We start from the raw sequence: 22565 nt of genomic DNA on the forward strand, positions 1-22565 counted from the left end.
CGACAGCGCCCCGGCGACGAGAACTCGGCACCCCCGTCGGGGTGCCGAGTTTCTTGCTGGTTCGCGTCGGGTGACGGTCGGAGGGCCCGGGCATCTGGCGCAATCGCACAAGCGCCAGCACAACGCTACCCAGCGAAGCCCGGGTTCAGGGCCCGCCATCCGGCGAACCGGTCAGGTGCCGACGGTGACCAGCGGGTAGACGCCGTTCTCGTCGTGGGTTTCGGTTCCGACCACCGGCGGATTGAACACACAGAGCATGCGAAGCTCGGTGTCGGCGGTGACCGTGTGCCGTTCGTGCCCGTTGAGGAGATACATCGTGCCGGGCCCGAGCGGGTAGACCTCGCCGGTCTCGCGATCGGTGAGGGTGCCGGTGCCTTCCACAAGCCACACCGCTTCGACATGATTGGCGTAGTGGAACTCGTTGACCGAACCGGCCTTGATGGTCGTCTCGTGGAACGAGAACCCCACTTTGTCGCCGCCGAGGACGATGCGCTTGGAACGCCAGTTGCCGTTCTCCGCCTCGACATCGCGTTCGGTGCCGGTGATTTCCTTGGTGGTACGTACGATCACGTGTAGTCCTTTCGCGCGCTTGAGTTTTCGTCGAGTCGAGTTTGCTCAGGCGCTGAGCACCTCGGCCGTGGCCTGGCCGAGGATCGCCAGACCCTGATCGAGCTCTTCGACGGTGATGGTCAGCGGCGGCAGCAATTTGACGACCTGGTCTGACGGGCCGGACGTCTCGACGAGCAGTCCGCGATCGTACGCGAGTGCGCACACCTTGCCCGCCTTTTCGGCGTCGTCGAACACCAGTCCCTGGACCATGCCCCGACCGCGGGTCGTGATGCCCTGGTGCGCGCTGCACAGTGAGATGAACGAGTCGCGGATCCGCTCGCCCTTGGCGATGACCTCGTTCTCGAACTTGTCGTCCGACCAGTAGGTGTCGATCGCTTTCTTGGCGGTGACGAAGGCGGGATTGTTACCGCGGAACGTGCCGTTGTGCTCGCCCGGTGCCCACACGTCCAGGTGGGGCTTGAACAGGGTCAGCGCCATGGGCATTCCGTAGCCGCTGATCGACTTCGACATGGTGACGATGTCGGGCTCGATGCCGGCGATCTCGAACGAGAAGAACGGTCCGGTCCGGCCACAGCCCATCTGGACGTCGTCGACGATCAAGAGGATCTCGCGCCGCTTGCAGAGTTCGGCGAGGGCCCTGAGCCATTCTGGCCGGGCCACATTGACGCCGCCTTCACCCTGCACGGTCTCCACGATCACGGCAGCCGGACGGTTGAGACCGCTACCCGAGTCGTCGAGAACGCGCTCGAACCAGCTGAAGTCCTCCACGACACCGTCGAAGTAGTTGTCGAACGGCATGGGAGTGGCGTGCACCAGGGGAATACCGGCGCCCGCCCGCTTCATCGAGTTGCCGGTGACCGACAGTGCTCCCAGCGTCATACCGTGAAATGCGTTGGTGAAGTTGATGATCGACGTACGACCGGTGACCTTGCGGGCGAGCTTGAGGGCGCTCTCCACGGTGTTGGCACCGGTGGGTCCGGGGAACTGGACCTTGTAGTCGAGTCCGCGCGGCAGCAGGATCTTGTCCTGGAACGCCTGCAGGAACTCGCCTTTGGCGACGGTGGACATGTCCAGGCCGTGGGTGATGCCGTCGTTCTCGATGTACTCGAGCAGAGCCGACTTGAGGATGGGGTTGTTGTGCCCGTAGTTCAGTGCACCGGCGCCGGCGAAGAAGTCGAGGTACTGCTTGCCGTCGCGGTCGGTGAGCCATGCGCCCTTGGCCTTGGTGAAGATTGCCGGCCAGCCGCGGCTGTAACTACGAACTTCGGACTCGCGGGTCTCGAAGATGTTGCTGGAAAACGTTTCTTGGATGGATGCAGTCATGTCTGTCGTGTCCTCCGGGTGTGCCTGAAGCACAGTAGGGTGCGAAAAATACAGCTGTATTCCAACTGGTGAAGATGTGGCGGCCGGGTCGGTCCCGGCTCTGCCGTGAAGTGACCACGGGTAGCGGTGGTCAGATGCGGTATTGCTAACCGCGACAGATCATCTCGGGCGTCGCGGTGCGACGGCGTACAGATCTTCTGGTTCGTGGTCGTCCGGGAAGTCGGCGGGGGAGAAGAAGCTCTCCTTGGTGATACTCATGCCGCGACGTTCGGCGAGGGCGGTGAACAGGGCCACCGATGCCTCGTTGTCCGGACTGATCGTTGTGTGCAGGGTGGTGATGCCGCGCGGCTCCAGTCGATCCATCAACTGGGACAGCATTTTTCCGGCCAGACCGAGCCCCCGTTGGTCGGCGTCGACAGCGACCTGCCACACCATCACCACATCGGGGAGTTCGGGGCGGAGATAACCGGTGACAAAGCCGACGACGCGTCCGTCCACTTCGGCGACCACCGATGTCTCGGCGTAATCCTTGCACCACAGGAGGTAGGCGTAACTCGAGTTGAGGTCGAGAACTTGCGAGTCACGGGCGATTTCCCAGAGCCGGACTCCGTCGGAAACCTTTGGCGAACGAAATGCCACCGCGTCCGGCGCGGTGGTTAGGGTAGCGCTGATCTGAGTTGGGCTCATATCGAATTTGAAGTTAACAACGTGTCACACGAAAGTCACCCGGTTGTCGAAATTGGTCGCAAAAGCGCCGGTATAAGCCCTGTTCAACTGTGGTTTGTGAGGTGGCTCACAAAAACTTGCAGGCTGCAAGTAGTTGGGCCGCCGGACCCTGGTCCCAGAGCCGGGCCGGACACCCGAAACAATGGACGCATGACCCGCATCATCGCCGGCTCGGCCCGTGGTCGCCGACTGTCGGTGCCCGCCGCCGGCACCCGGCCGACCACCGACCGGGTGCGGGAATCGATGTTCAACATCTTGGCGGCCCGCATCGACTTCGACGGGCTGATCGTGCTCGATCTATTCGCCGGAAGTGGCGCGCTGGGGCTCGAGGCGTTGTCGCGGGGGGCCGAATCGGTGACGTTCGTGGAGGCCGACGCCAAGGCGGTGAAGATCATCGAGGCGAATGTCAGGGCCTCGGGGTTGTCGGGTGGGCGAGTGATCCGCCGCCGAGCGGCTGAACATCTCGAGCGCAGCGGCGGCGCGTACGACCTCGTGCTCGCCGATCCGCCCTACGATCTGCCCGACGATGAGGTTGCGCACCTGGTTCGGCAGCTCGCGGACGGGGCGGTCTCCGAGGAGGGACTGGTCGTGCTGGAGCGGGCTACGCGCGCGGCCGAAACCCGGTGGCCGGTCGAGTTCGACGACGTCCTGATCCGCCGGTACGGGGAAACCCGGGTCGAGGTTGCTGTGTATCGCCCGCCACATGGGTGAGAGGGCTGCCCGCAGGCTGATAACTTGACTCCCATGTCGGGAGCTGTCTGTCCGGGTTCATTCGACCCGGTGACCTCGGGTCATCTGTTCGTCTTCGAGCGGGCTGCCGCCCGGTTCGATGAATTGGTGATCACCGTGATGGTCAACCCGAAGAAGAGTGGGCTCTTCACGGTCGCCGAACGCATTGCTCTCCTGAAGGAGACCACGTCCCATCTGCCCAACGTTCGGGTCGACAGCTGGCAGGGATTGCTTGTGGACTATGTGCGTTCGCAGGGGATGGACACGATCGTGAAGGGCCTGCGCGGCGCCGTGGACTTCGAATACGAGCTGCCGATGGCGCAGATGAACCGCGATCTGACCGGGGCCGAGACCATTTTCATGCTCACCGACCCGCGTCTGGCCCATGTCTCGAGCTCGCTGGTGAAGGAAGTCGCCACCCTCGGGGGACCGGTCACCGAGTTCCTGCCGCCGGTGGTCCACGAACAACTGCTCGCCAAACTCGCCGCTCGTTGACCGGCCGGTCCGGCAGGCCGCTGCGCGGGACAGATCCTGGTTTGGTATCACGACACGCCCCGCAGGTTGACGAGTCTCAGGCGTACCAGTGGGCACAATAGTCACAGAATTAACACCAACCACTGTTTGCACGCGGGTGGGGACTTGATGGTCACCGGCCGATGTCGCGACGAGGAGTGAGGTAGCTGTGTACCGGGTATTCGAAGCGCTGGATGAATTGGGCGCCATCGTCGAAGAAGCGCGCAGTGTGCCGATGACTGCGGGTTGCGTGGTCCCCAGAGGCGACGTGCTCGAATTGCTCGACGACGTCAAGGACGCCATCCCCGGCGACCTCGACGACGCGCAGGACGTCCTCGATCAGCGCGACAAGTTGATCGGCGACGCGCGAATGCGCGCCGACACCCTCGTCGGTGAGGCCACCGCGGAGTCCGATTCGTTGCTGGCGCATTCGCGTGCAGAGGCCGATCGTCTCCTGTCGGAGGCAAAGGCGCAGGCCGACCGCATGGTTGCCGAGGCACAGTCGCACTCGGGACAACTGCTCGCGGACGCCACTGCCGAAGCCGAACGGGTGGCATCGGCGGCCCATCGTGAATACGAGTCCGTGACCGGGCGTGCGCACGCCGAGGCCGAACGCATGATCGCCTCGGGCAACGCGAACTACGAGCGCTCGGTGGCCGAGGGCATCGCCGAGCAGCAACGGCTCGTCTCCGAGACCGAGGTGGTCCAGGCTGCCCGTGCCGAGTCCGAGCGGGTCATCGACGCGGCACACGTCGAGTCCGATCGTCTGCGCGGCGAATGCGACATCTACGTGGACAACAAATTGGCCGAGTTCGAGGAACTCCTCACCGGGACGATCCGCTCGGTCAACCGTGGTCGGCAACAGCTTCGGACGGGCGCAGGCGTGCACGACTACGCCGAGCATGTTCACCGTGGGGATTTCGGCACCGGAATGGCGGTCTGACCACCGCGTCTTGATCGGGGACACGGCGCGGCGTCAGGATTGTCGCATGCGGTGATCAGGGGCGTATCGTGGTTCCCTGTGTCGCAGCGTGAGAGTAATTCAACCCGCCACGATCGCCCCGCCACCGGCCCGTTCAGTCTGGACATTCGCAGTCTCGGACGACGTGCCGGTTCGATGCAGGAGGTGCATCGTGCCATCACCTCTGCCCCTCGCATCGGGTTGGACATGATCGCAATCCCGGCCGGTAGTGACATCGACCTCGACTTGCGGCTGGAAGCCGTGTCCGAGGGTGTTCTGGTCACCGGGTGCGTGAGTGGAGAAACCGAAGGGCAATGTGTTCGCTGCCTGGAGCCGATCGCGGGAACGTCGAGCGTCTATCTGACCGAACTGTTCGCCTATCCGGACAGTGTGACCGACGAGACCACCGACGCCGACGAGGTACATCGCATCGTCGATGACACCATCGATCTCGAGCAGGCCATCGTCGACGCGGTGGCGCTCGACCTCCCCAATGCGCCGCTGTGCTCACCTGACTGCCCCGGGCTGTGTCCCGAATGCGGTGTACGCCTGGCCGTTGCGGACCCCGGCCACCACCACGACAAGATCGATCCGCGGTGGGCTGGTCTCGCCGCGAAGTTCGCCGAGGAACCCGAGTCGAAGAAGTGACCGAAACCGACCGTGGTGCCGCGCAAGTGCACTCCGATCATGCCGATCTGCTTGCCGCACTGGATATCTCCCTGTCCGATGAGATGCTCACCTTGGCATTGACCCATCGGTCCTATGCGTACGAACACGGGCGCCTGCCGACCAACGAACGGCTGGAGTTCCTCGGCGATTCGGTGTTGGGGGTGGTGATCACCGAGCAGCTGTACCGCACCCATCCCGATCGCCCCGAAGGCGAGCTGGCCAAGATCCGGGCGAGTGTGGTGAACATGCACGCGCTCGCCGATGTCGCGCGTGGACTCGGCCCCGGCGGGCTGGGAGCTCACCTCCGTCTGGGCCGGGGTGAAGAGATGACCGGTGGCCGGAACAAGGCCAGCATCCTTGCCGACGGTATGGAGGCGCTGATCGGTGCGGTCCACCTCGAGCACGGTCTCGAAACCGCTCGCGCAACCGTCCTGAAGCTTTTCGAGCCGGCACTGAACCGGTCTGCCGCCCTGGGCGCCGGACTCGACTGGAAGACCTCCTTGCAGGAATTGACCGCCGAGAAGGGACTGGGGGTGCCTGCCTACCAGATCACCTCGACCGGACCGGACCATTGCAAGGAGTTCACCGCGACGGTGGTGGTTGCGGGTGACCCGATGGGGTCAGGAATCGGGCGGACAAAGAAAGAAGCCGAGCAACTCGCGGCTTCAACGGCCTGGAAGGCGATCTCCGGATCCGGAGACGATGCCTGAACTGCCCGAGGTGGAGGTCGTTCGGCGCGGTCTGCTCGCCCATGTGGTCGGTAGGCGCATCGTCTCCGTCGACGTCCTGCACCCACGGGCGGTCCGACGGCATCTGGGCGGCCCACTCGATTTGACCGGCCTGCTGTCCGGGGCGACCGTCACGGCTGCGCGTCGTCGCGGCAAGTACCTGTGGCTACAAGCGGACCCGGCCGGTGGCGCCGACGCACTGGCTCTTGTCGTGCACCTGGGAATGAGCGGTCAGATGTTGGTGCAGACCGCCGGTGCCGAGGACGAGAAACACCTCCGAATCCGGGCGACACTCGACGACGGCAGGGAACTCCGCTTCGTCGACCAACGCACATTCGGCGGCTGGATGGTCGACGACCTGGTCGAGCTGCCGTCTCATCGTTCGACCATTGACGGCGGCAGGCACGCTCCGCGTGCGACGGGAGGGCCGGGGCCGGCGTCGATCACGCACATCGCGCCCGATCCTTTTGACCCGGACTACGACCCCGATGCCGTTGTCCGGCTGCTCAAGGCCAAACACACCGAGGTCAAACGTGCGCTGCTGGATCAGACCGTGGTGTCGGGTGTGGGCAACATCTATGCCGACGAGGCATTGTGGCTCAGCAAGATTCACGGCGGGCGACTCACCGACAAGTTGACCGCGAAAGCTATACGGTCGGTGCTCGACAACGCCAAGGATGTGATGGAACGCGCACTCGATCAAGGTGGGACGTCATTCGACGCCTTGTACGTGAACGTCAACGGACAGTCGGGCTACTTTGAACGCTCACTGAACGCATATGGGCGTGAAGGGGAGGCCTGTCGTCGTTGCGGCGCGACGATGCGGCGCGAGGCGTTTATGAACCGCAGCTCGTTCAGTTGTCCACGCTGCCAGGTGCGTCCGCGCATCTAGACCGTGATGGCTAGGGCATCATCGGGGCATGACCCTGGATCTGACACCCGATGAATTGCTCACCACCACCCGAACGGTACGTAAACGCCTGGACCTGACGCGGCCGGTGCCCATCGAACTCGTCCGTGAATGTCTGGAGGTCGCGCTGCAGGCGCCGTCGGGTTCCAACCGTCAGGGCTGGCAGTGGCTGGTGATCACCGACCCGGAGCTGCGCGCGGCTGTCGGCCGGATCTACGGCGAATTGACCGAGGAGTACCTGAACTCTCGCCATTCGGCCGCTGCCCTCTTCGCCGATGACCCGAACCGGGCTCCGGTCCAGCAGCGAGTCGGGGGCAGTGTGGCGTGGCTGGGTGAGCATATGGGCGAGGTGCCCGTTCTTGTCATCCCGTGCATCAAGGCGGGCAAGACCTTGCCGCCGGACAATCAGGCCGGATTGTGGGGCTCCCTGCTGCCGGCCGCGTGGAGCTACTGCCTGGCGGCGCGCGCTCGTGGCCTCGGAACAGCCTGGACCACACTGCATCTGCAACGTGAGGAGGAGGTGGCCGACCTGCTGGGTGTGCCGGCGGGGTTTCACCAGGCGGCATTGATCCCGACGGCGTACTACACGGGTGAGACCTTCAAGCCGGCGCCGCGAGAACCACTCGACAACGTGATCCACTTCGACCGGTGGTGATCCGGTGGTCCGGACCATGGAAGGAAGCCCCATGAACCGGATGCCGTAAAGAACTCGTGAAGACCGCAGGTCGCGGCGTCGAAAGACCGTTAACGCCGTCGATCTGAGTGGGCGGCCGGCACATGCTTGCACCACCAGTCGGACTCGTCGGAGTAGTCCGGCACGTGTGCAGGAGTGGGACGTGGCAGATCTTGCCTTCATGGCAGCGGTTTTCGGGAGTTTTGCGGTGTGCCTCGTCGTGGTGCGGGTGGTCGCGGCGCGAGGTGACCGATGACCGCCGAGGGCGTGACCAATGTGGTGCTCGTGGTCGTCGCGATTGCCGTGGTGCTGTACCTGGCTGTCGCTCTCGTGTGTCCCGAGAGGTTCTGACCCGTGAACTCCACAATGGCCGCAGTCGCCCAGGTGGGCATCGTCATCGTCATCTTGGCGGCCGCGTATGTGCCACTCGGTGACTACATGGCGCGGGTGTTCAGGAGCAGCCGCGACCTCGCTCCTGAACGACTCATTTACCGACTGGCGCGGATCGACTCGGCACGTCAGCAGACCTGGGTCGGCTACGCGGTCGCCGTGCTTGCCTTCTCGTTCATCAGCGTTGTGTTCCTCTATGTCCTGCAACGGGTCCAGGGGATCCTGCCGTTCGGAGACGGCCGGCCGGGTGTCAGCCCGGCGATGGCCTTCAACACAGCCATCTCTTTTGTCGCCAACACCAACTGGCAGTCGTATTCGCCTGAAGTGGTGATGGGCAATCTGGCGCAGATGATCGGTCTGGCCGTTCAAAACTTCCTGTCGGCCGCAGTCGGGCTGGCGGTCGCCATCGCGCTGGTACGCGGCATCGTCGCCGCCGGCGGGGGCAAACTGGGCAACTTCTGGGTTGATCTGGTCCGCGGCACGCTACGGATCCTGTTGCCGTTGGCCGCGCTGATGGCCCTTGTGTTGCTGACCCAGGGAGCGGTCCAGTCGCTGCGGAGCGGCATCGACTTCGTGAGTCTCGACGGCACGAACGGCCACAGCGTGATGGGCCCCTTCGCGTCCCAGGAAGCCATCAAGATGCTGGGCACCAACGGCGGCGGAACCCTCGCGGCCAACTCGGCCCATCCGTTCTCCAATCCGACACCCTTGAGCAATGTCGCCGAGGTGATCGCGATGCTGATCATCCCCGTGTGCCTCACCCGCACCTACTCGACTCTCGTCGGCGACCGCAGGCAGGGTTTGACCATCCTGGGTGTCATGTCGGTCATCTGGGCGTCCATGCTCGCACTCGTGTGGTTCTTCGAGTCGAAGACCAACGGCGTTGCAGCACAGGCGGCCGGCGCGATGATGGAAGGCAAAGAGCAGCGGTTCGGCGTCGCCGGCTCGGCACTGTTCGCCGTCTCCACCACCGGAACCTCCACCGGCGCTGTCGATTCGGCACATGACAGCTTTTCGGCAGCCGGTGGTGGCGCACTGATCTGGAACATGTTGCTCGGCGAGGTCGCTCCGGGCGGTGTCGGCTCCGGGCTCTACGGCATGCTGATCCTGGCCATCATCGCGGTGTTCGTCGGTGGCCTACTGGTGGGCCGCGGTCCGGAGTTCCTAGGGAAGAAGATCGGTCAGGGCGAGATCACCATGGCTGCGTTGTACGTGCTGGTGATGCCCGCTCTGGTGCTCGTCGGAACGTCCATCACCGTGATCCTCGAGTCCACCAGCACTTTTCAGGGCAATGCAGGTGACCCCGGCACCCCGGGTTCGGTACACGGCTTCTCCGAGGTGCTGTACGCCTACGCCTCAGCTGCGAACAACAATGGCAGCGCCTTCGGTGGGCTCACGGTCACCAGCGACTGGTTCCAGACTTCCCTGGGGCTGGCCATGCTGCTCGGCCGCTTCCTTCCGATGATCTTTGTGCTCGCACTCGCCGGCCGCTTCGCGGCTCAACGACGGCCTGCGGCACCCGAGTCCTCTTCCGGGGGCGCAGTCGCGGTTCGGACTCGGGACCGGGTGGCGACGCTGCCCACCCACGGGCTGTTGTTCGGCGGATTACTCACCGGCACGGTACTTCTCGTTGCCGGACTCACATTCTTCCCAGCGATGGCGCTGGGACCGATCGCAGAGGCATTGGCATGAGCACAATCCTTGATGAACCCGTGCCGGACACGGTATCCACCGCCACGGCCGATCTGGTCGGCAGCGGAGCGTTCGATGCACGTCAGCTGATCAGTGCGGTGCCACAAGCCATTCGGAAGTTGCACCCCAAGGACCAAACGCGCAACCCGGTGATGTTCGTCGTGTATCTCGGAGCGATCATCACCACTGTTCTGGCGGTGTGGCAGCCGTCCTGGTTCGCCTTCGGCGTGGTCTTCTGGCTGTGGTTCACGGTGCTGTTCGCGGGCCTGGCAGAGGCTGTTGCAGAGGGAAGGGGTCGGGCGCAGGCGGCGAGCCTGCGAAAGGTGAAACAGGACACCATGGCTCGGCAAATCGGGCCTGACGGAGCGATCACCGAGATCTCCGGGGGTTCACTGGTCATCGGCGACCGGATCCTGGTGACCGCAGGCGAGGTGATCGCCGGTGACGGCGACGTCGTGGAGGGTATCGCCACCGTCGACGAGTCGGCCATCACCGGCGAATCAGCGCCTGTGGTAAGGGAATCCGGAGGTGATCGCTGCGCCGTGACCGGTGGCACCGTCGTGCTCTCGGATCGGATTGTCGTGCAGATCACGACGTCGCCGGGGGAGTCCTTCGTCGACCGGATGATCGCCCTGGTCGAAGGTGCCGAGCGTAAGAAGACCCCGAACGAGATCGCGCTCGACATCCTGCTGTCGAGTCTGACCATCATCTTCTTGCTCGCCGTGGTGGCAGCCGGGCCGATGCAGCAGTACGCAGGCCAGTCTCCGGACCCGATCAAACTCATCGCCTTGCTGGTGTGCCTGATCCCGACAACCATCGGTGCATTGCTCTCGTCCATCGGCATCGCGGGCATGGACCGGTTGGTGCAGCGCAATGTGCTCGCGATGTCGGGCCGCGCCGTCGAGGCCGCCGGCGACATCGACACCTTGTTGATGGACAAGACCGGGACCATCACGTTCGGCAACCGCCGGGCCACCGCGCTGATCCCGGCACCCGGGGTCAGCGACGACGAGATGGCGCGAGAGGCCTGCCGATCGAGCCTGTCCGACGACACTCCCGAGGGACGCAGCATCGTCGATCTCTGCCGCGACGACTTCGGCATCGACCCGGTGTCGATCGACGCCGAGACCCGGCACGATCGTGTGGTGGTGCCGTTCACCGCGCACACCCGGATGTCCGGGGTCGATGTGCCGGAGGCGTCGGGTCTACGGAGCATCCGGAAAGGGGCTGCGGACTCACTCCTCGCCTGGGTCGGTGAGAACGGCGGAACCGTACCGGCCGAAGTGGCCCGCGGGGTCGAGGAGATCGCATCGGCGGGAGGAACCCCGTTGGTGGTCGGAACCACCGCGGACGACCAACCCGCCCGCGTCATCGGGGTCATCGCTCTGTCGGACGTTGTCAAACCCGGTATGGCCCAGCGCTTCGAGCAACTCCGGGCGATGGGGATACGGACGGTCATGGTCACCGGTGACAACCCGTTGACCGCACGGGCCATCGCCGACGAGGCGGGTGTCGACGACTTCGTGGCCGAGGCGACCCCGGAAGACAAACTCGCACTGATCCGTCGCGAGCAGGCGGGCGGCAGGCTGGTCGCGATGACCGGTGATGGAACGAATGACGCACCGGCACTTGCCCAGGCGGATGTCGGACTTGCCATGAACACCGGGACCTCTGCGGCGAAGGAGGCAGGCAACATGGTGGATCTGGACTCCGATCCCACCAAGCTGATCGACGTCGTGGCCATCGGCAAGCAGTTGCTCATCACCCGCGGAGCGTTGACCACGTTCTCGCTGGCCAACGATCTCGCCAAGTATTTTGCGATCCTGCCCGCGATGTTCAGTGGCATCTACCCGCAGCTCGACACCCTCAACGTGATGGGGTTGCATTCAGCCCAGTCGGCCATCACCTCCGCGGTGATCTTCAATGCGCTGATCATCGTCGCGCTGATCCCCCTCTCGCTCAAGGGGGTTCGGTATCGGCCCTCGTCGGCCTCGTCATTGCTGGGCCGCAATCTGCTGGTCTACGGGCTCGGCGGTGTCATCACACCGTTTGTCGGTATCTGGCTGATCGACCTGGTCGTCCGTTTTCTCCCGGGAATGGGGTAGTTGTCATGAAGCTCGGTACGACATGGATCAGACAGAGCGTGGTTGCAGTGGCTGTACTGGTGATGATGACGGTGATACTCGGCGTGGTGTATCCGGCAGTGGTGTGGGGCGTCTCGCGTATCGACCGGACGAGCGCCGAGGGGTCGGTGGTCACCGACAGCGCCGGCTGCAGGGTCGGCTCCGCCCTGATCGGGATCGATCCGCAGGCCGAACCCGGTCGGCCCGACGGTTACCTGCATGCGAGGGTGCTGGGCGCGGCCGATGATCCGATGGCCCCGGGCGACCCTGCTGCGTCTGCGGCGACCAACCAGGGGCCGTCCAGCGTCACATTGGCGGGGTGGATCGAGTCACGGCGCGCGATCATCGCCGAACGCGAGGACGTGCGCCCCGATCAGGTGCCGGTCGACGCCGTGACCGGTTCCGGTTCGAGCCTTGACCCGCACATCAGCCCGGCCTATGCCGATATCCAGGTGCCACGCCTGGCGCGCGTGCACGCGATGTCCCTCGAGCAGGTGCGCGAGGTGATCGACAGTCACACCGAGGGCAGACAGCTCGGAGTCCTCGGGGAACCGCGGGTCAACGTGCTGGAGGTCAACCTCGCGCTGGGGCTGACCGCACCGAACTGCCGCTAGGGTCGAACGATGGCGGCCACCACTCGTAGAGGAACCCTGGAGGTGTTCCTGGGATGTGCCCCCGGCGTGGGCAAGACCTACGAGATGCTGGCGCAGGCGCACACGCTCGCAGACGAAGGCGTCGATGTGGTTGTGGCAGTTGTCGAATCGCATGGCCGAACCGCGACAGAAGCGATGGTCGACGGTCTCGAGGTGATCGCGCGCACAGAGTACGAATACCGCCAGACCACGTTGTCCGAGATGGATCTGTCCGCGGTCCTACAGCGCAGGCCCCAGGTGGTGCTCGTCGACGAGCTCGCACACACCAACGCACCGGGATCGGTGAACGGCAAACGATGGCAGGACATCGAGGCGCTGCGGGACGCGGGGATCGACGTGCTCTCCACCATCAACATCCAGCATCTGGAGAGCCTGAACGATGTGGTCGCACAGATCACCGGCGTCGTCCAGCGCGAGACCGTGCCCGACGACGTGGTTCGCGGCGCCGACCAGATCGAACTGGTGGACATCTCGCCACAGGCTCTGCGACAACGACTTTCGGCCGGCAAGGTGTACCCCACCGATCGTGCCGGGGGTGCGCTGGCCAGCTACTTCCGCCAGGGGAACCTGACGGCGCTGCGTGAACTCGCGTTGCTGTGGCTTGCCGACCAGGTCGACGACTCACTGGCCGCCTACCGGGCGGCGCACGCGATCACCGACACCTGGGAGGCCCGCGAGCGGGTCGTGGTGGCCATCACGGGGGGCCCCGAATCGGCGACACTGCTTCGCCGGGCCAGTCGGATCGCGTCACGGTCTAGCGCCGAACTGCTTGTCGTGCACGTGGTGCGCGGCGACGGGCTGGCCGATCCGGCGTCGGTTGACCTGGCCGGGCTGACCGACCTGGCCAAGGGGTTCGGCGCGCAGGTGCACACCGTTGTCGGAGACGATGTACCGGAAACGCTGCTCGAGTTCGCCCGCGGTGTCAACGCGACCCAGCTGGTCCTGGGTACCTCCCGCAGATCCCGGTGGCAGCGTTTGCTCGACGAGGGTGTCGGAAACACTGTCGTCCGCGAATCGGGCAAGATCGACGTGCACATGGTTACCCATGAGGTGGCGGGCACTCGCAACCGGCTCGACATCCGGCAGTCCCGTTTTCACCATCCACTGAGCTGGGTCGCCGCGGTTGTGGTTCCGGCGATGGCTGCCGGGGTGCTCGCGCTGCTCGACCGGTGGCTGGGACTGGCGAGCGATTCGGCGTTGTTCTTCGTGGTGGTGCTCGCGGTCTCGATGCTGGGGGGTATCGGTCCGGCAGCGCTGTCGGCCATCGTCTGCGGCTTGCTCCTGAACTTCCTGTTCACCAGCCCTCGATACAGCTTCACGATCAATGAGACGGACAACCTCATCACCATTGTCGTTATGTTGGTGATCGCGGTTGCCGTTGCTGCCCTTGTGGATTCGTCCACCGTCCGACGGGCCCAAGCCCGACGCGCGGGCCGCGAGGCGGAGTTGCTCGCCACCTTCGCCGGCGCGGTGCTCAGAGGCGAGGAGCCAGACGGACTCCTCGAACGCGTCCGCGAGACCTACGACCAGCGGGCCGTCAGTGTGGTCCGAACAGACGGCCGTGGGCCAGGTGTGGTGGAGGCCGCGGTGGGAGCAGATCCGCCGGCGCACCCCGACGAGGCCGATACCGTCTGCGCTGTGCCCGGGGGAGAGTTCGCCTTGCTGCTACGAGGTCCCACCCTCGGCGGCGGGGACCGTCGGGTACTCGCCGCCGTCGCCATCCAGGCGGCGGGTGTGGTCAGGCAACGCGCGCTGGCCACCGAGGCGGCTGCAGCCAAGGCGCTTTCGGCCACCGACCAGCTTCGGCGCGCGCTCCTGTCGGCGGTCAGCCACGACCTGCGCACCCCGCTCGCCGCGGTGAAGGCGTCGGCGTCGAGTCTCCGGAGCACCGACGTGGCATTCAGCGCGGACGACACAGCGGAACTACTGGCGACCATCGAGGAGTCGACCGACCAGTTGATCGACGTGGTCGACAACCTCCTCGATTCCTCACGACTGGCGGCAGGTGTGGTCAGCCCCGACATGCGGACGGTGTACGTGACCGAGGCCGTCGAACGTGCGATAGCCGGTATCGCACGATCGGACCGTGTGGGCGCCGAGCGGATCACGTTCAGCGACAACGAACTCTCGGCCCATGCCGATCCGGGACTGCTCGAACGAGTACTGGTGAACGTGATGGACAACGCCTTACGCCACAGCGGGCCCACAGCTCCTGTGTCCGTCGAGGCCGCGCTGACGGGAGATGACCCGGCGCGGTGTGAGATCTCTGTGATCGACCGCGGGCCGGGCGTCGCTGCGCACGACAGAGAGAAGATGTTCACCGCGTTCGGGCGCCTCGGCGACCGGAACACCGGGGGTGGAGTCGGACTCGGGCTCTCGGTTGCCCAAGGATTCGTCCAGGCCATGGACGGAACGATAGATGCCGTCGACACCCCTGGTGGGGGACTCACGATGGTGATCGGGTTGCAGACCGGACCGCCCGGGCAGGTGCGGTCATGAGTGACAAGATCCGGGTGCTCGTGGTCGACGACGAGCCGCAGATATTGCGCGCGCTGCGCATCAATCTCAAGGCGCGAGGGTTCGACGTGACCACCGCCGCAAGCGGTGCGGGCGCGTTGACCGCTGCGGCACAGACCAATCCGCAGGTGGTGATCCTCGACCTGGGCCTACCGGACATGGACGGTTTCGAGGTGCTCGCCGGCCTCCGTGGATGGACCGATGTCCCGGTCATCGTGTTGTCGGCGCGTACCGATTCCTCCGAGAAGGTGCAGGCACTGGACGCCGGCGCCGACGACTATGTGACCAAACCCTTTGGTATGGAAGAGTTCCTGGCCAGGCTTCGGGCCGCTGTGCGCCGAGGCACGTCGCCGGCGCGAGAAGCCGAGCACCCTGTGGTGGAAGCGGCATCGTTCACGGTGGACCTGCGTACCAAGCAGGTCACCCGTGCAGGGCAGGCCGTACACCTGACCCCGACGGAATGGGGCATCCTGGAAATGTTGGTGCGCAACGAGGGAAAACTCGTCGGACAGCCCGAGATCCTCAACGAGGTGTGGGGCCCGGCGTACCGAGGCCAGACGCACTACCTGCGGGTGTATCTGGCGGGGCTGAGGAGAAAACTCGAGCCTGATCCCACCCATCCACGCCACCTGCTCACCGAAGCGGGGATGGGTTACCGCTTCGTCCGCTGACCGGGCCTGATCGGTGGGCGGAATTGCGCGCGGGCGCTCCGTGTTTAATTCGTACATGACCGTCACCGAACCAGTCACCACCGACCAGCAGACCACCGAGTTGTGGGTGGAGCGCACCGGAACACGCCGCTACACAGGGCGCAGCAGTCGCGGGGCCGAGGTCCTGATCGGTTCCGCTGATGTCGATGGCGTCTTCACCCCCGGCGAATTACTCAAGATCGCTCTGGCCGCGTGCACTGGGATGAGCTCGGACAAGCCGCTGTCGCGCCGCCTGGGCGACGACTACGACGCGACCGTCCGCGTTTCCGGAGACGCCGACCGTGACAACGAGGTGTACCCCCGCCTCGAGGAGGTCCTCGAAGTGGACCTGTCCGAACTGGAACCCGAGGCCGCGGAGCGACTCCTTGTTGTTGTGCGACGCGCGGTCGATGCGGTGTGCACGGTGGGGCGCACCCTCAAGGCCGGCACCGAGGTCGAGCTGCGCATCGATACGGAGTAGCCGATGGCTACCGATTCGCGCGGCGACACCACTGGCACCATCAGGCTCACCGCGTGGGTGCACGGGCACGTCCAGGGTGTCGGATTTCGTTGGTGGACCCGGGCCCGGGCTCTCGAATTGGGGCTGGTGGGTTCGGCGACCAATCACTCCGACGGCCGGGTGCTCATCGTCGCCGAAGGGCCGGAGGCTGCTTGTGGGCAGTTGATCAACCTCATCGAGGCAGGTCAGAGTCCCGGTCGCGTCGACACCGTCGTGGTGGATCGGAGCGCGCCGCGAGGCGGGTTGTCCGGTTTCGTGGAACGGTGAACCGGCTCGCGGTCGGGCCTGGACCAGTTGTCGCCGGGTACTGGGTACGCTGAAGCGCTGTGCACCTCAAGAGCCTGACCCTGAAGGGCTTCAAGTCCTTTGCGTCGGCAACCACTCTGCGTTTTGAACCGGGGATCACCTGCGTGGTCGGTCCCAACGGTTCGGGCAAGTCGAACGTCGTCGACGCGCTCACGTGGGTGATGGGGGAGCAGGGCGCGAAGGCGCTGCGCGGCGGCAAGATGGAGGACGTCATCTTCGCCGGCACCTCCGGCCGGGCCCCACTCGGGCGGGCCGAGGTGACCCTCACCATCGACAACTCCGATGGTGCACTGCCCATCGACTACTCCGAGGTGTCGGTGACCCGCCGGATGTTCCGCGACGGGGCCGGTGAGTACGAGATCAATGGCAGCTCGTGCCGACTGATGGACGTGCAGGAGCTCCTCAGTGACTCCGGCATCGGTCGCGAGATGCATGTGATCGTCGGACAGGGACGCCTCGCCGCGATTCTCGAGTCGCGACCGGAGGAACGTCGCGCGTTCATCGAAGAAGCTGCCGGCGTTCTCAAACACCGCAAACGCAAGGAAAAGGCCGTCCGCAAGCTCGACGCGATGCAGGCCAACCTGGCACGGCTCGGTGACCTGACGGCGGAATTGCGCCGCCAACTCAAGCCCCTTGGTCGCCAGGCCGAGGTCGCCCGCCGTGCCCAGACAGTTCAGGCAGACCTGCGTGACGCCCAATTGCGGCTTGCGGCAGACGATCTCGTGACCCGACGCTCCGAACTCGCCGAGCAGAGCACCAGTGAAGCCGAACTGCGCCGTCAGCAGGACGAGTACGCGCACCAACTCGATGAACTGAACGCTCAGGTGAGTGAGAACGAGGAACACCTGGCTCAGATCGTGCCCGCGGCAAATGAGGCCGGGCAGGCATGGTTTGCCTTGTCGGCGTTGACCGAACGCGTCGGCGCCACGTGCCGGATCGCCGATGAGCGCAGCCGGTACCTCAGCGAACCCGTGCAGGCGGACTCTGGTCGCGACCCCGATGAACTCGAGCGCCAGGCAGCTGTCGCAGCGGAAGAAGAGGCGGCACTGGCCGACGCGGTCGACGACGCCGCGCTGGTGCTCGACGAAGCGAAAGAGACTCTCACCGACCGGGAGCAGGCCGCGGCCGCAGCGACGCAGGCCCATCTCGCCGCGGTTCGGGCAGTCGCCGACCGACGCGAAGGTCTGGCCCGACTGGAGGGCCAAGTCGACAATCTACGCACGAAGGTCGAGTCGATCGATGCCGAGACCACACGCCTCGGTGCTGCTATCGACAACGCGGCCGCCAGAGCCGAAGCGGCGCAACAGGAGTTCGAGGCCACCCAGGCCACCATCGCCGAACTCGACGCATCCGAACTCGGCCTTGACGAACATCACGAGCGCAGCGTCGCCGCGCTGAACCAGGCCAACGAGCGGGTGGCAGAACTCCAGGCCGCAGAGCGTGCAGCAGAACAGCAGGTCACCTCGCTCAAGGCGCGCATCGATGCCCTCGCCGTAGGACTCGAACGCAAGGACGGCGGAGCCTGGCTACTGGAGAACCGGGGCGGGTCGCTACTCGGCCCCATGTCGTCGCTCCTCAAGGTCGCCGACGGCTACGAAGCTGCGGTCGCCGCGGCGATGGGTCCGGCCGCCGACGCGGTCGCGACCGCCGATCTGCCCGCTGCCCGCACCGCGTTGTCAGCGTTGCGAGAGAACGAAGGCGGCCGGGCCGCGGTGCTCATCGGCGGTCTGGATCCGGCAGGCCGGGGCACCGGATCGCTGCCGCCAGGTGCCACATGGGCGCTCGATGTGGTCTCGGCACCCGCCGAATTGCGCGGCGCACTGGAACTGCTCCTCGGATACACCGTCATCGCCGACACCATCGACACCGCTGAGCTCGTGCTCGACGCTACCAAAGCTGCTGTGCCACATCTTGGTTCGCTACGAGTTGTTACCGCCGACGGCGACCTCATCGGCGCCGGCTGGCGCAGTGGCGGCACCGGCGACCGGCCGTCGACCATCGAGGTGCAGTCGGCGATCGATTCTGCCGCCGCCGAACTCCAGGGTGCCCAGCGGCGCAGCGAGGAACTGGTGGCGGCACTGGCCGGCGCCCTGACGCAGCAAACCGATCGTCGTGAAACGGCTGAACAGGCGCTGGCAGCTCTGCATGAATCCGACGCCCAGCTCGGTGCGGTCTACGAGCAACTCGCCCGGCTCGGTCAGACCGCGCGGGCAGCCCAGGAAGAGACAACCCGCCTCGTCGGTCAGCGAGCCAAGGCCGAGCAGGGGCGAGCCGAGGCGATGGCCAAACTCGCCGAGTCGGAGGAGAGGCTGAGGCTCGCTCGCGACGACAGTGCTGTCGGCGACGAGGGCGACGACCTTCCTGACAGCGACCGCGACACCACGGCGGCCGCAGTCGCGGCGGCCCGCTCGGTGGAGATGGAAGCGCGACTGGCGCTGCGCAGTGCCGAGGAGCGACTGTCGTCGGTGCGAGGCAAAGCGGATTCGCTACGCCGCGCCGCCCGCGCCGAACGCGAGGCGCGGGCCAGGGCCGAACGCCAGAATCGTGCCCGGCGCCACGCCGCCGACGTAGCCGAGGTGGTTCTCGAACAGGGGAAACTGATCGCCGCGCGGCTCGACATCGCTGTGGCGCAAGCTCAGTCCCATCGCGATCGGCTGGAAGCCGAACGAGCGTCGCGAACGCAGGCTCTCGAGGTCGCCAAGAAGGCTGCGGCAGAGGTCGGGACTCAGCTGGCTGCACTGCGGGACGCGGTGCACCGCGACGAGGTGGCCAAGGCCCAGGTGTCGATGCGTATCGAACAGCTCGAAGAGCAGATCATGTCCGACTTCGCCATCAGTCCCGACGACCTGGTCGCCGAGTACGGTCCCGATGTCGCCCTGCCGCCGACTGATCTCGAGATCGCCGAGTACGAACAGGCCAAGGAACGCGGAGAGATCGTCGTGGCTCCGGCCCCCCTCCCGTACGACCGCGCCACCCAGCAGGCCCGTGCCAAGAAAGCCCAGCGAGACCTGAACACGCTGGGCAAGGTCAATCCGCTGGCACTCGAGGAGTTCGCTGCGCTCGAAGAGCGCTACAACTTCCTCTCGACCCAACTCGAGGACGTCAAGAAGGCCCGCCAGGACCTGCTCGATGTGGTGCAGGACGTCGACAACCGCATCCTGCAGGTGTTCAGCGAGGCCTACGCCGATGTCGAGCGGGAGTTCGTCGAAGTCTTCAAAACCCTCTTCCCCGGCGGCGACGGGCGACTCGTGCTGACCGATCCGTCCAACATGCTGACCACCGGAATCGAGGTGGAGGCACGTCCACCGGGCAAGAAGGTCAAGCGTCTGTCGTTGCTGTCCGGTGGGGAGAAGTCGCTGACGGCGGTGGCGATGCTGGTGGCGATCTTCCGCGCCCGACCGTCTCCCTTCTACGTGATGGACGAGGTCGAAGCCGCGCTGGACGACACAAATCTGCGCCGGCTGATCACCCTGTTCGAGCAGCTACGCGAGAAGTCGCAGCTCATCGTGATCACGCACCAGAAGCCCACGATGGAAGTCGCCGATGCTCTCTATGGCGTGAGCATGCAGGGAGACGGCATCACCACCGTGATCTCGCAACGTATGCGTGGGCAAGATGTGGGTGCCCCGGCCGGCTGATTTCCGGTTGGGCCGGGTTCACCCGACCCTGGCCAGCACCACCGAGAAGTCGCCCGCATGGTCGGTCCAGGTGTGAGTGTGCTCGAGTCCTTGGCGCGCCATTTCCTGGTGCAGCACGTCGAGGTCGAACTTGGTGCTGATCTCGGTGAGGATCTCGGCGCCTGCCGGCAACTCCCACGTTCGCTCGATGGCGCTGAAATGGGCCACGACATCCCGGCGGGCACGCAACCACATCTCGATGCGATGTTCGGGGGGATTCCATCGGGCGATGTGCTCGAAGTCGTCCACGTACAGCCCCTGGGCGTCCAACCCGGTGCGCAACACCTCGATGACGTTGCGATTGAAGTCGGCGGTCACCCCGGCTCGGTCGTTGTAGGCGGCGATGAGCCGACCGGTGTCCTTGATGAGGTCGGCGCCCAGGAGGAAGTAGTCGCCGGACTTCAGGGACCGAGCGATTCGACCGAAGAAGCTTGCCCGTTGGGTCTCGTCGAGATTGCCGATGGTCCCGCCGAGGAAGATGGCCATTCGCGGCCCGGGGTACGTGGACAGAGTCAGGTCGGGGTCGTTGAAGTCGCCGTGCAGCGGCTGTACCGAGATGGAGGGGAACTCGGCGGCGATCTGCTGTGCCGACGACGTGAGCATTTCGACGCTGACATCAAGGGGTACGTAGGTGAAGCCGTCCTCGAGAGACGCGGCGTCATGAGCCCCTGCGAAGGATTGCAGAAGTAGCCGCGTCTTCTCGGACGTTCCCGACCCCAGTTCGATCATCGTGCGGGCGCCGGTTGTCGAGACGATCTCCGACCGATGCCGATCGAGGATCTCGGTTTCTCGGCGCGTCGGGTAGTACTCGGGCAGGCGAGTTATCTCGTCGAACAGTTCGCTGCCCCGTTTGTCGTACAACCAGCGCGCGGGCAGCACGGGTGGCTGCTGCCACAGGCCGGCAACGGCATCTTCGACAAGCCGCGGATTGATGGCCTCGCGTGACTCGGACACTGTCATCTCGCCAACCGCAGTCCGCTGAAGGCCCACCGAGACGCGGCGGGGAAGAAATTTCGGTAGGTGGCTCGCTGATGACCCACGGGTGTCACAGCGCTGGCTCCACGCAGCACGTGCTGGTCGCTCATGAACTTCCCGTTGTATTCGCCGACGGCCCCGTTCGCCGGAACGAAACCGGGGTAGGGGAGATACGCGCTCGCTGTCCATTCCCAGACGTCGCCGATCATCGTGGCGCCTGCGGCGCGTGGATGACACCGACCGGGGTCCAACAGCGTGCCCTGCGGGGGAGCGAGCGTCAACGCGGCTGCCTCCCACTCGAACTCGGTGGGCAGGCGTGCTCCTGCCCACCGCGCAAACGCGTCTGCCTCGTAAAAGGAGACGTGCACAACCGGTTCGGCATCGACGACCGGCCTACGCCCCGACAAAGTGAAGGTGGTCCATGTGCCGTCGTCGAGACTCCAGTAGCCGGGCGCGTTCTGGCCGGTGGCCTGGACGTTGGCCCACCCGTCCGACAGCCACAGCTCCGAGCGCCGGTAGCCGTCGTCGGCCATGAACTCCCGCCAGTCGGCATTGGTGACCAGCCGATTGGCGATCTGGAAGTCCTGGAGGAACACGGTATGTCGTGGACCTTCGTTGTCGTACGCGAAGCCGGATCCGGAGGCGCCGATGTCGGTGAGACCCCCGGACACCGAATGCCACTGCAGGGCAGTTGCTTCAGCAGGCTGTGCGTCGGCCGCCCGCTCGACGTATTGCGGCGCGAACGGATGGGTCGAGAACAGATGCTTGATGTCCATCAGCAGAAGTTCCTGATGCTGCTGTTCATGGTTGCAGCCGAGCTCCACCAGCCGCAGCGCTTCCTCATCGAGTCGGCCATCCCTCATCGCCGACACCACCGCGGCGTCGACGTACTCGCGGTATCTGGTCACTTCCTCCACGCCGGGGCGGGTCACCAGACCTCGGTGCGGGCGAGGGTGCCGCGCGCCGACGGCCTCGTAGTAGCTGTTGAACAGATACCGGAACGTCTCGTCGTACACCGTGTAGCCCGGGTCGGTCCGCAGGATGAACTCTTCGAAGAACCAGGTGACGTGCGCCCGATGCCATTTCGCCGGGCTCGCGTCGGTCATCGACTGCGGTACCTGGTCTTCAGGGGACAACGGATCGGTCAACGCATCGGTGAGGCCTCTGACGTCGAGAAAGTGGGAGGTGAGGGCGGATTGGTCGACCGTGATGCTCATGTTC

The 22565-nt window shown here is 65.4% G+C and carries 21 protein-coding genes; 16 read left to right on the plus strand and 5 right to left on the minus strand.

The annotated features are described in order from the left end of the window. Window positions 1–171 precede the first annotated feature (171 nt). The 3 genes from KXR83_RS08925 to ectA all read right to left on the minus strand — a co-directional run bounded on the left by KXR83_RS08925 (window position 172) and on the right by ectA (window position 2580). Window positions 172–570, minus strand: a complete 399-nt coding sequence (locus tag KXR83_RS08925) for an ectoine synthase (protein WP_030163704.1) — start codon at window positions 568–570, stop codon at window positions 172–174. Window positions 571–615: 45 nt separating this feature from the next. Then, window positions 616–1893: a diaminobutyrate--2-oxoglutarate transaminase gene (gene ectB, locus KXR83_RS08930; RefSeq protein WP_437424550.1), complete on the minus strand. Its 1278-nt coding sequence runs from the start codon at window positions 1891–1893 to the stop codon at window positions 616–618. Between the two features lie 159 nt (window positions 1894–2052). Next, the gene (ectA, locus tag KXR83_RS08935) at window positions 2053–2580 is read right to left on the minus strand and encodes a diaminobutyrate acetyltransferase (RefSeq protein ID WP_099384868.1); all 528 of its coding nucleotides are present in this window, start codon (window positions 2578–2580) and stop codon (window positions 2053–2055) included. A gap of 189 nt (window positions 2581–2769) precedes the next feature. On the opposite strand from ectA, the gene rsmD reads away from it, so the two are divergent. From rsmD to smc, 16 genes are all read left to right on the plus strand, one after another. Further along, complete coding sequence (rsmD, locus tag KXR83_RS08940; protein ID WP_437424551.1) at window positions 2770–3330, plus strand: 16S rRNA (guanine(966)-N(2))-methyltransferase RsmD; 561 nt, start codon at window positions 2770–2772, stop codon at window positions 3328–3330. A 33-nt stretch (window positions 3331–3363) separates the two neighbouring features. Beyond that, window positions 3364–3843 (plus strand): pantetheine-phosphate adenylyltransferase, encoded by a 480-nt coding sequence (coaD, locus tag KXR83_RS08945; protein ID WP_437424552.1) that lies wholly within the window; start codon window positions 3364–3366, stop codon window positions 3841–3843. 187 nt (window positions 3844–4030) lie between these two features. Continuing rightward, window positions 4031–4804, plus strand: a complete 774-nt coding sequence (locus KXR83_RS08950; protein WP_023960366.1) for a DivIVA domain-containing protein — start codon at window positions 4031–4033, stop codon at window positions 4802–4804. A gap of 174 nt (window positions 4805–4978) precedes the next feature. Beyond that, window positions 4979–5470, plus strand: coding sequence for a YceD family protein (locus KXR83_RS08955; RefSeq protein ID WP_033335028.1), 492 nt, complete (start codon window positions 4979–4981; stop codon window positions 5468–5470). Then, entirely contained in the window at window positions 5467–6201 is a 735-nt protein-coding gene (gene rnc / locus KXR83_RS08960; RefSeq protein WP_437424553.1) for a ribonuclease III, read from the plus strand. Before KXR83_RS08955 ends, rnc begins: the two co-directional genes overlap by 4 nt. Further along, window positions 6194–7111 carry a bifunctional DNA-formamidopyrimidine glycosylase/DNA-(apurinic or apyrimidinic site) lyase gene (gene mutM / locus KXR83_RS08965; RefSeq protein WP_437424554.1) on the plus strand — a complete coding sequence of 306 codons (918 nt, stop codon included), beginning with the start codon at window positions 6194–6196 and terminating at the stop codon, window positions 7109–7111. Before rnc ends, mutM begins: the two co-directional genes overlap by 8 nt. Window positions 7112–7139: 28 nt before the next feature. Beyond that, window positions 7140–7784: a nitroreductase family protein gene (locus KXR83_RS08970; protein ID WP_437424555.1), complete on the plus strand. Its 645-nt coding sequence runs from the start codon at window positions 7140–7142 to the stop codon at window positions 7782–7784. 270 nt (window positions 7785–8054) lie between these two features. Continuing rightward, window positions 8055–8153, plus strand: a complete 99-nt coding sequence (locus KXR83_RS08975; protein WP_023960355.1) for a potassium-transporting ATPase subunit F — start codon at window positions 8055–8057, stop codon at window positions 8151–8153. A gap of 3 nt (window positions 8154–8156) precedes the next feature. Beyond that, window positions 8157–9884 (plus strand): potassium-transporting ATPase subunit KdpA, encoded by a 1728-nt coding sequence (gene kdpA, locus KXR83_RS08980; RefSeq protein ID WP_437424556.1) that lies wholly within the window; start codon window positions 8157–8159, stop codon window positions 9882–9884. Beyond that, the gene (gene kdpB / locus KXR83_RS08985) at window positions 9881–11989 is read left to right on the plus strand and encodes a potassium-transporting ATPase subunit KdpB (RefSeq protein WP_437424557.1); all 2109 of its coding nucleotides are present in this window, start codon (window positions 9881–9883) and stop codon (window positions 11987–11989) included. Before kdpA ends, kdpB begins: the two co-directional genes overlap by 4 nt. A 5-nt stretch (window positions 11990–11994) precedes the next feature. Beyond that, complete coding sequence (locus KXR83_RS08990; RefSeq protein ID WP_437424558.1) at window positions 11995–12621, plus strand: potassium-transporting ATPase subunit C; 627 nt, start codon at window positions 11995–11997, stop codon at window positions 12619–12621. A gap of 9 nt (window positions 12622–12630) precedes the next feature. Further along, complete coding sequence (locus KXR83_RS08995; protein WP_437424559.1) at window positions 12631–15159, plus strand: DUF4118 domain-containing protein; 2529 nt, start codon at window positions 12631–12633, stop codon at window positions 15157–15159. After that, window positions 15156–15848 (plus strand): response regulator, encoded by a 693-nt coding sequence (locus KXR83_RS09000; RefSeq protein ID WP_437424560.1) that lies wholly within the window; start codon window positions 15156–15158, stop codon window positions 15846–15848. The genes KXR83_RS08995 and KXR83_RS09000 overlap by 4 nt, the downstream gene beginning before the upstream one ends. Before the next feature lie 55 nt (window positions 15849–15903). Beyond that, window positions 15904–16347: an OsmC family protein gene (locus KXR83_RS09005; protein WP_437424561.1), complete on the plus strand. Its 444-nt coding sequence runs from the start codon at window positions 15904–15906 to the stop codon at window positions 16345–16347. Window positions 16348–16350: 3 nt separating this feature from the next. Further along, window positions 16351–16653 (plus strand): acylphosphatase, encoded by a 303-nt coding sequence (locus KXR83_RS09010; protein ID WP_437424562.1) that lies wholly within the window; start codon window positions 16351–16353, stop codon window positions 16651–16653. A 59-nt stretch (window positions 16654–16712) separates the two neighbouring features. After that, window positions 16713–20330: a chromosome segregation protein SMC gene (gene smc, locus KXR83_RS09015; protein ID WP_437424563.1), complete on the plus strand. Its 3618-nt coding sequence runs from the start codon at window positions 16713–16715 to the stop codon at window positions 20328–20330. 18 nt (window positions 20331–20348) lie between these two features. Here the strand turns inward: smc and egtD are convergent, their stop codons facing one another. Both egtD and egtB read right to left on the minus strand, forming a co-directional pair. Next, window positions 20349–21329 (minus strand): L-histidine N(alpha)-methyltransferase, encoded by a 981-nt coding sequence (gene egtD, locus KXR83_RS09020; protein WP_437424564.1) that lies wholly within the window; start codon window positions 21327–21329, stop codon window positions 20349–20351. Next, a complete protein-coding gene (egtB, locus tag KXR83_RS09025; protein ID WP_437424565.1) occupies window positions 21326–22561 on the minus strand; it encodes an ergothioneine biosynthesis protein EgtB in 1236 nt (411 codons plus the stop codon). Before egtB ends, egtD begins: the two co-directional genes overlap by 4 nt. Between the last annotated feature and the right edge of the window lie 4 nt (window positions 22562–22565).

Origin of the sequence: Williamsia muralis (assembly GCF_051487485.1) — a bacterium.
In the GTDB taxonomy this organism is placed as follows: Bacteria; Actinomycetota; Actinomycetes; order Mycobacteriales; family Mycobacteriaceae; genus Williamsia; species Williamsia muralis_B.

Excerpts from the sequence above, each read along its gene's own strand:
- ectB (WP_437424550.1), bottom strand. The coding sequence starts at position 1,893 with ATGACTGCATCCATCCAAGAAACGTTTTCCAGCAACATCTTCGAGACC.
- ectA (WP_099384868.1), bottom strand. The coding sequence starts at position 2,580 with ATGAGCCCAACTCAGATCAGCGCTACCCTAACCACCGCGCCGGACGCG.
- rsmD (WP_437424551.1), top strand. The coding sequence starts at position 2,770 with ATGACCCGCATCATCGCCGGCTCGGCCCGTGGTCGCCGACTGTCGGTG.
- coaD (WP_437424552.1), top strand. The coding sequence starts at position 3,364 with ATGTCGGGAGCTGTCTGTCCGGGTTCATTCGACCCGGTGACCTCGGGT.
- KXR83_RS08955 (WP_033335028.1), top strand. The coding sequence starts at position 4,979 with ATGCAGGAGGTGCATCGTGCCATCACCTCTGCCCCTCGCATCGGGTTG.
- mutM (WP_437424554.1), top strand. The coding sequence starts at position 6,194 with ATGCCTGAACTGCCCGAGGTGGAGGTCGTTCGGCGCGGTCTGCTCGCC.
- KXR83_RS08970 (WP_437424555.1), top strand. The coding sequence starts at position 7,140 with ATGACCCTGGATCTGACACCCGATGAATTGCTCACCACCACCCGAACG.
- KXR83_RS08975 (WP_023960355.1), top strand. The coding sequence starts at position 8,055 with ATGACCGCCGAGGGCGTGACCAATGTGGTGCTCGTGGTCGTCGCGATT.
- kdpB (WP_437424557.1), top strand. The coding sequence starts at position 9,881 with ATGAGCACAATCCTTGATGAACCCGTGCCGGACACGGTATCCACCGCC.
- KXR83_RS08990 (WP_437424558.1), top strand. The coding sequence starts at position 11,995 with ATGAAGCTCGGTACGACATGGATCAGACAGAGCGTGGTTGCAGTGGCT.
- KXR83_RS08995 (WP_437424559.1), top strand. The coding sequence starts at position 12,631 with ATGGCGGCCACCACTCGTAGAGGAACCCTGGAGGTGTTCCTGGGATGT.
- KXR83_RS09000 (WP_437424560.1), top strand. The coding sequence starts at position 15,156 with ATGAGTGACAAGATCCGGGTGCTCGTGGTCGACGACGAGCCGCAGATA.
- KXR83_RS09005 (WP_437424561.1), top strand. The coding sequence starts at position 15,904 with ATGACCGTCACCGAACCAGTCACCACCGACCAGCAGACCACCGAGTTG.
- KXR83_RS09010 (WP_437424562.1), top strand. The coding sequence starts at position 16,351 with ATGGCTACCGATTCGCGCGGCGACACCACTGGCACCATCAGGCTCACC.
- egtD (WP_437424564.1), bottom strand. The coding sequence starts at position 21,329 with ATGACAGTGTCCGAGTCACGCGAGGCCATCAATCCGCGGCTTGTCGAA.
- egtB (WP_437424565.1), bottom strand. The coding sequence starts at position 22,561 with ATGAGCATCACGGTCGACCAATCCGCCCTCACCTCCCACTTTCTCGAC.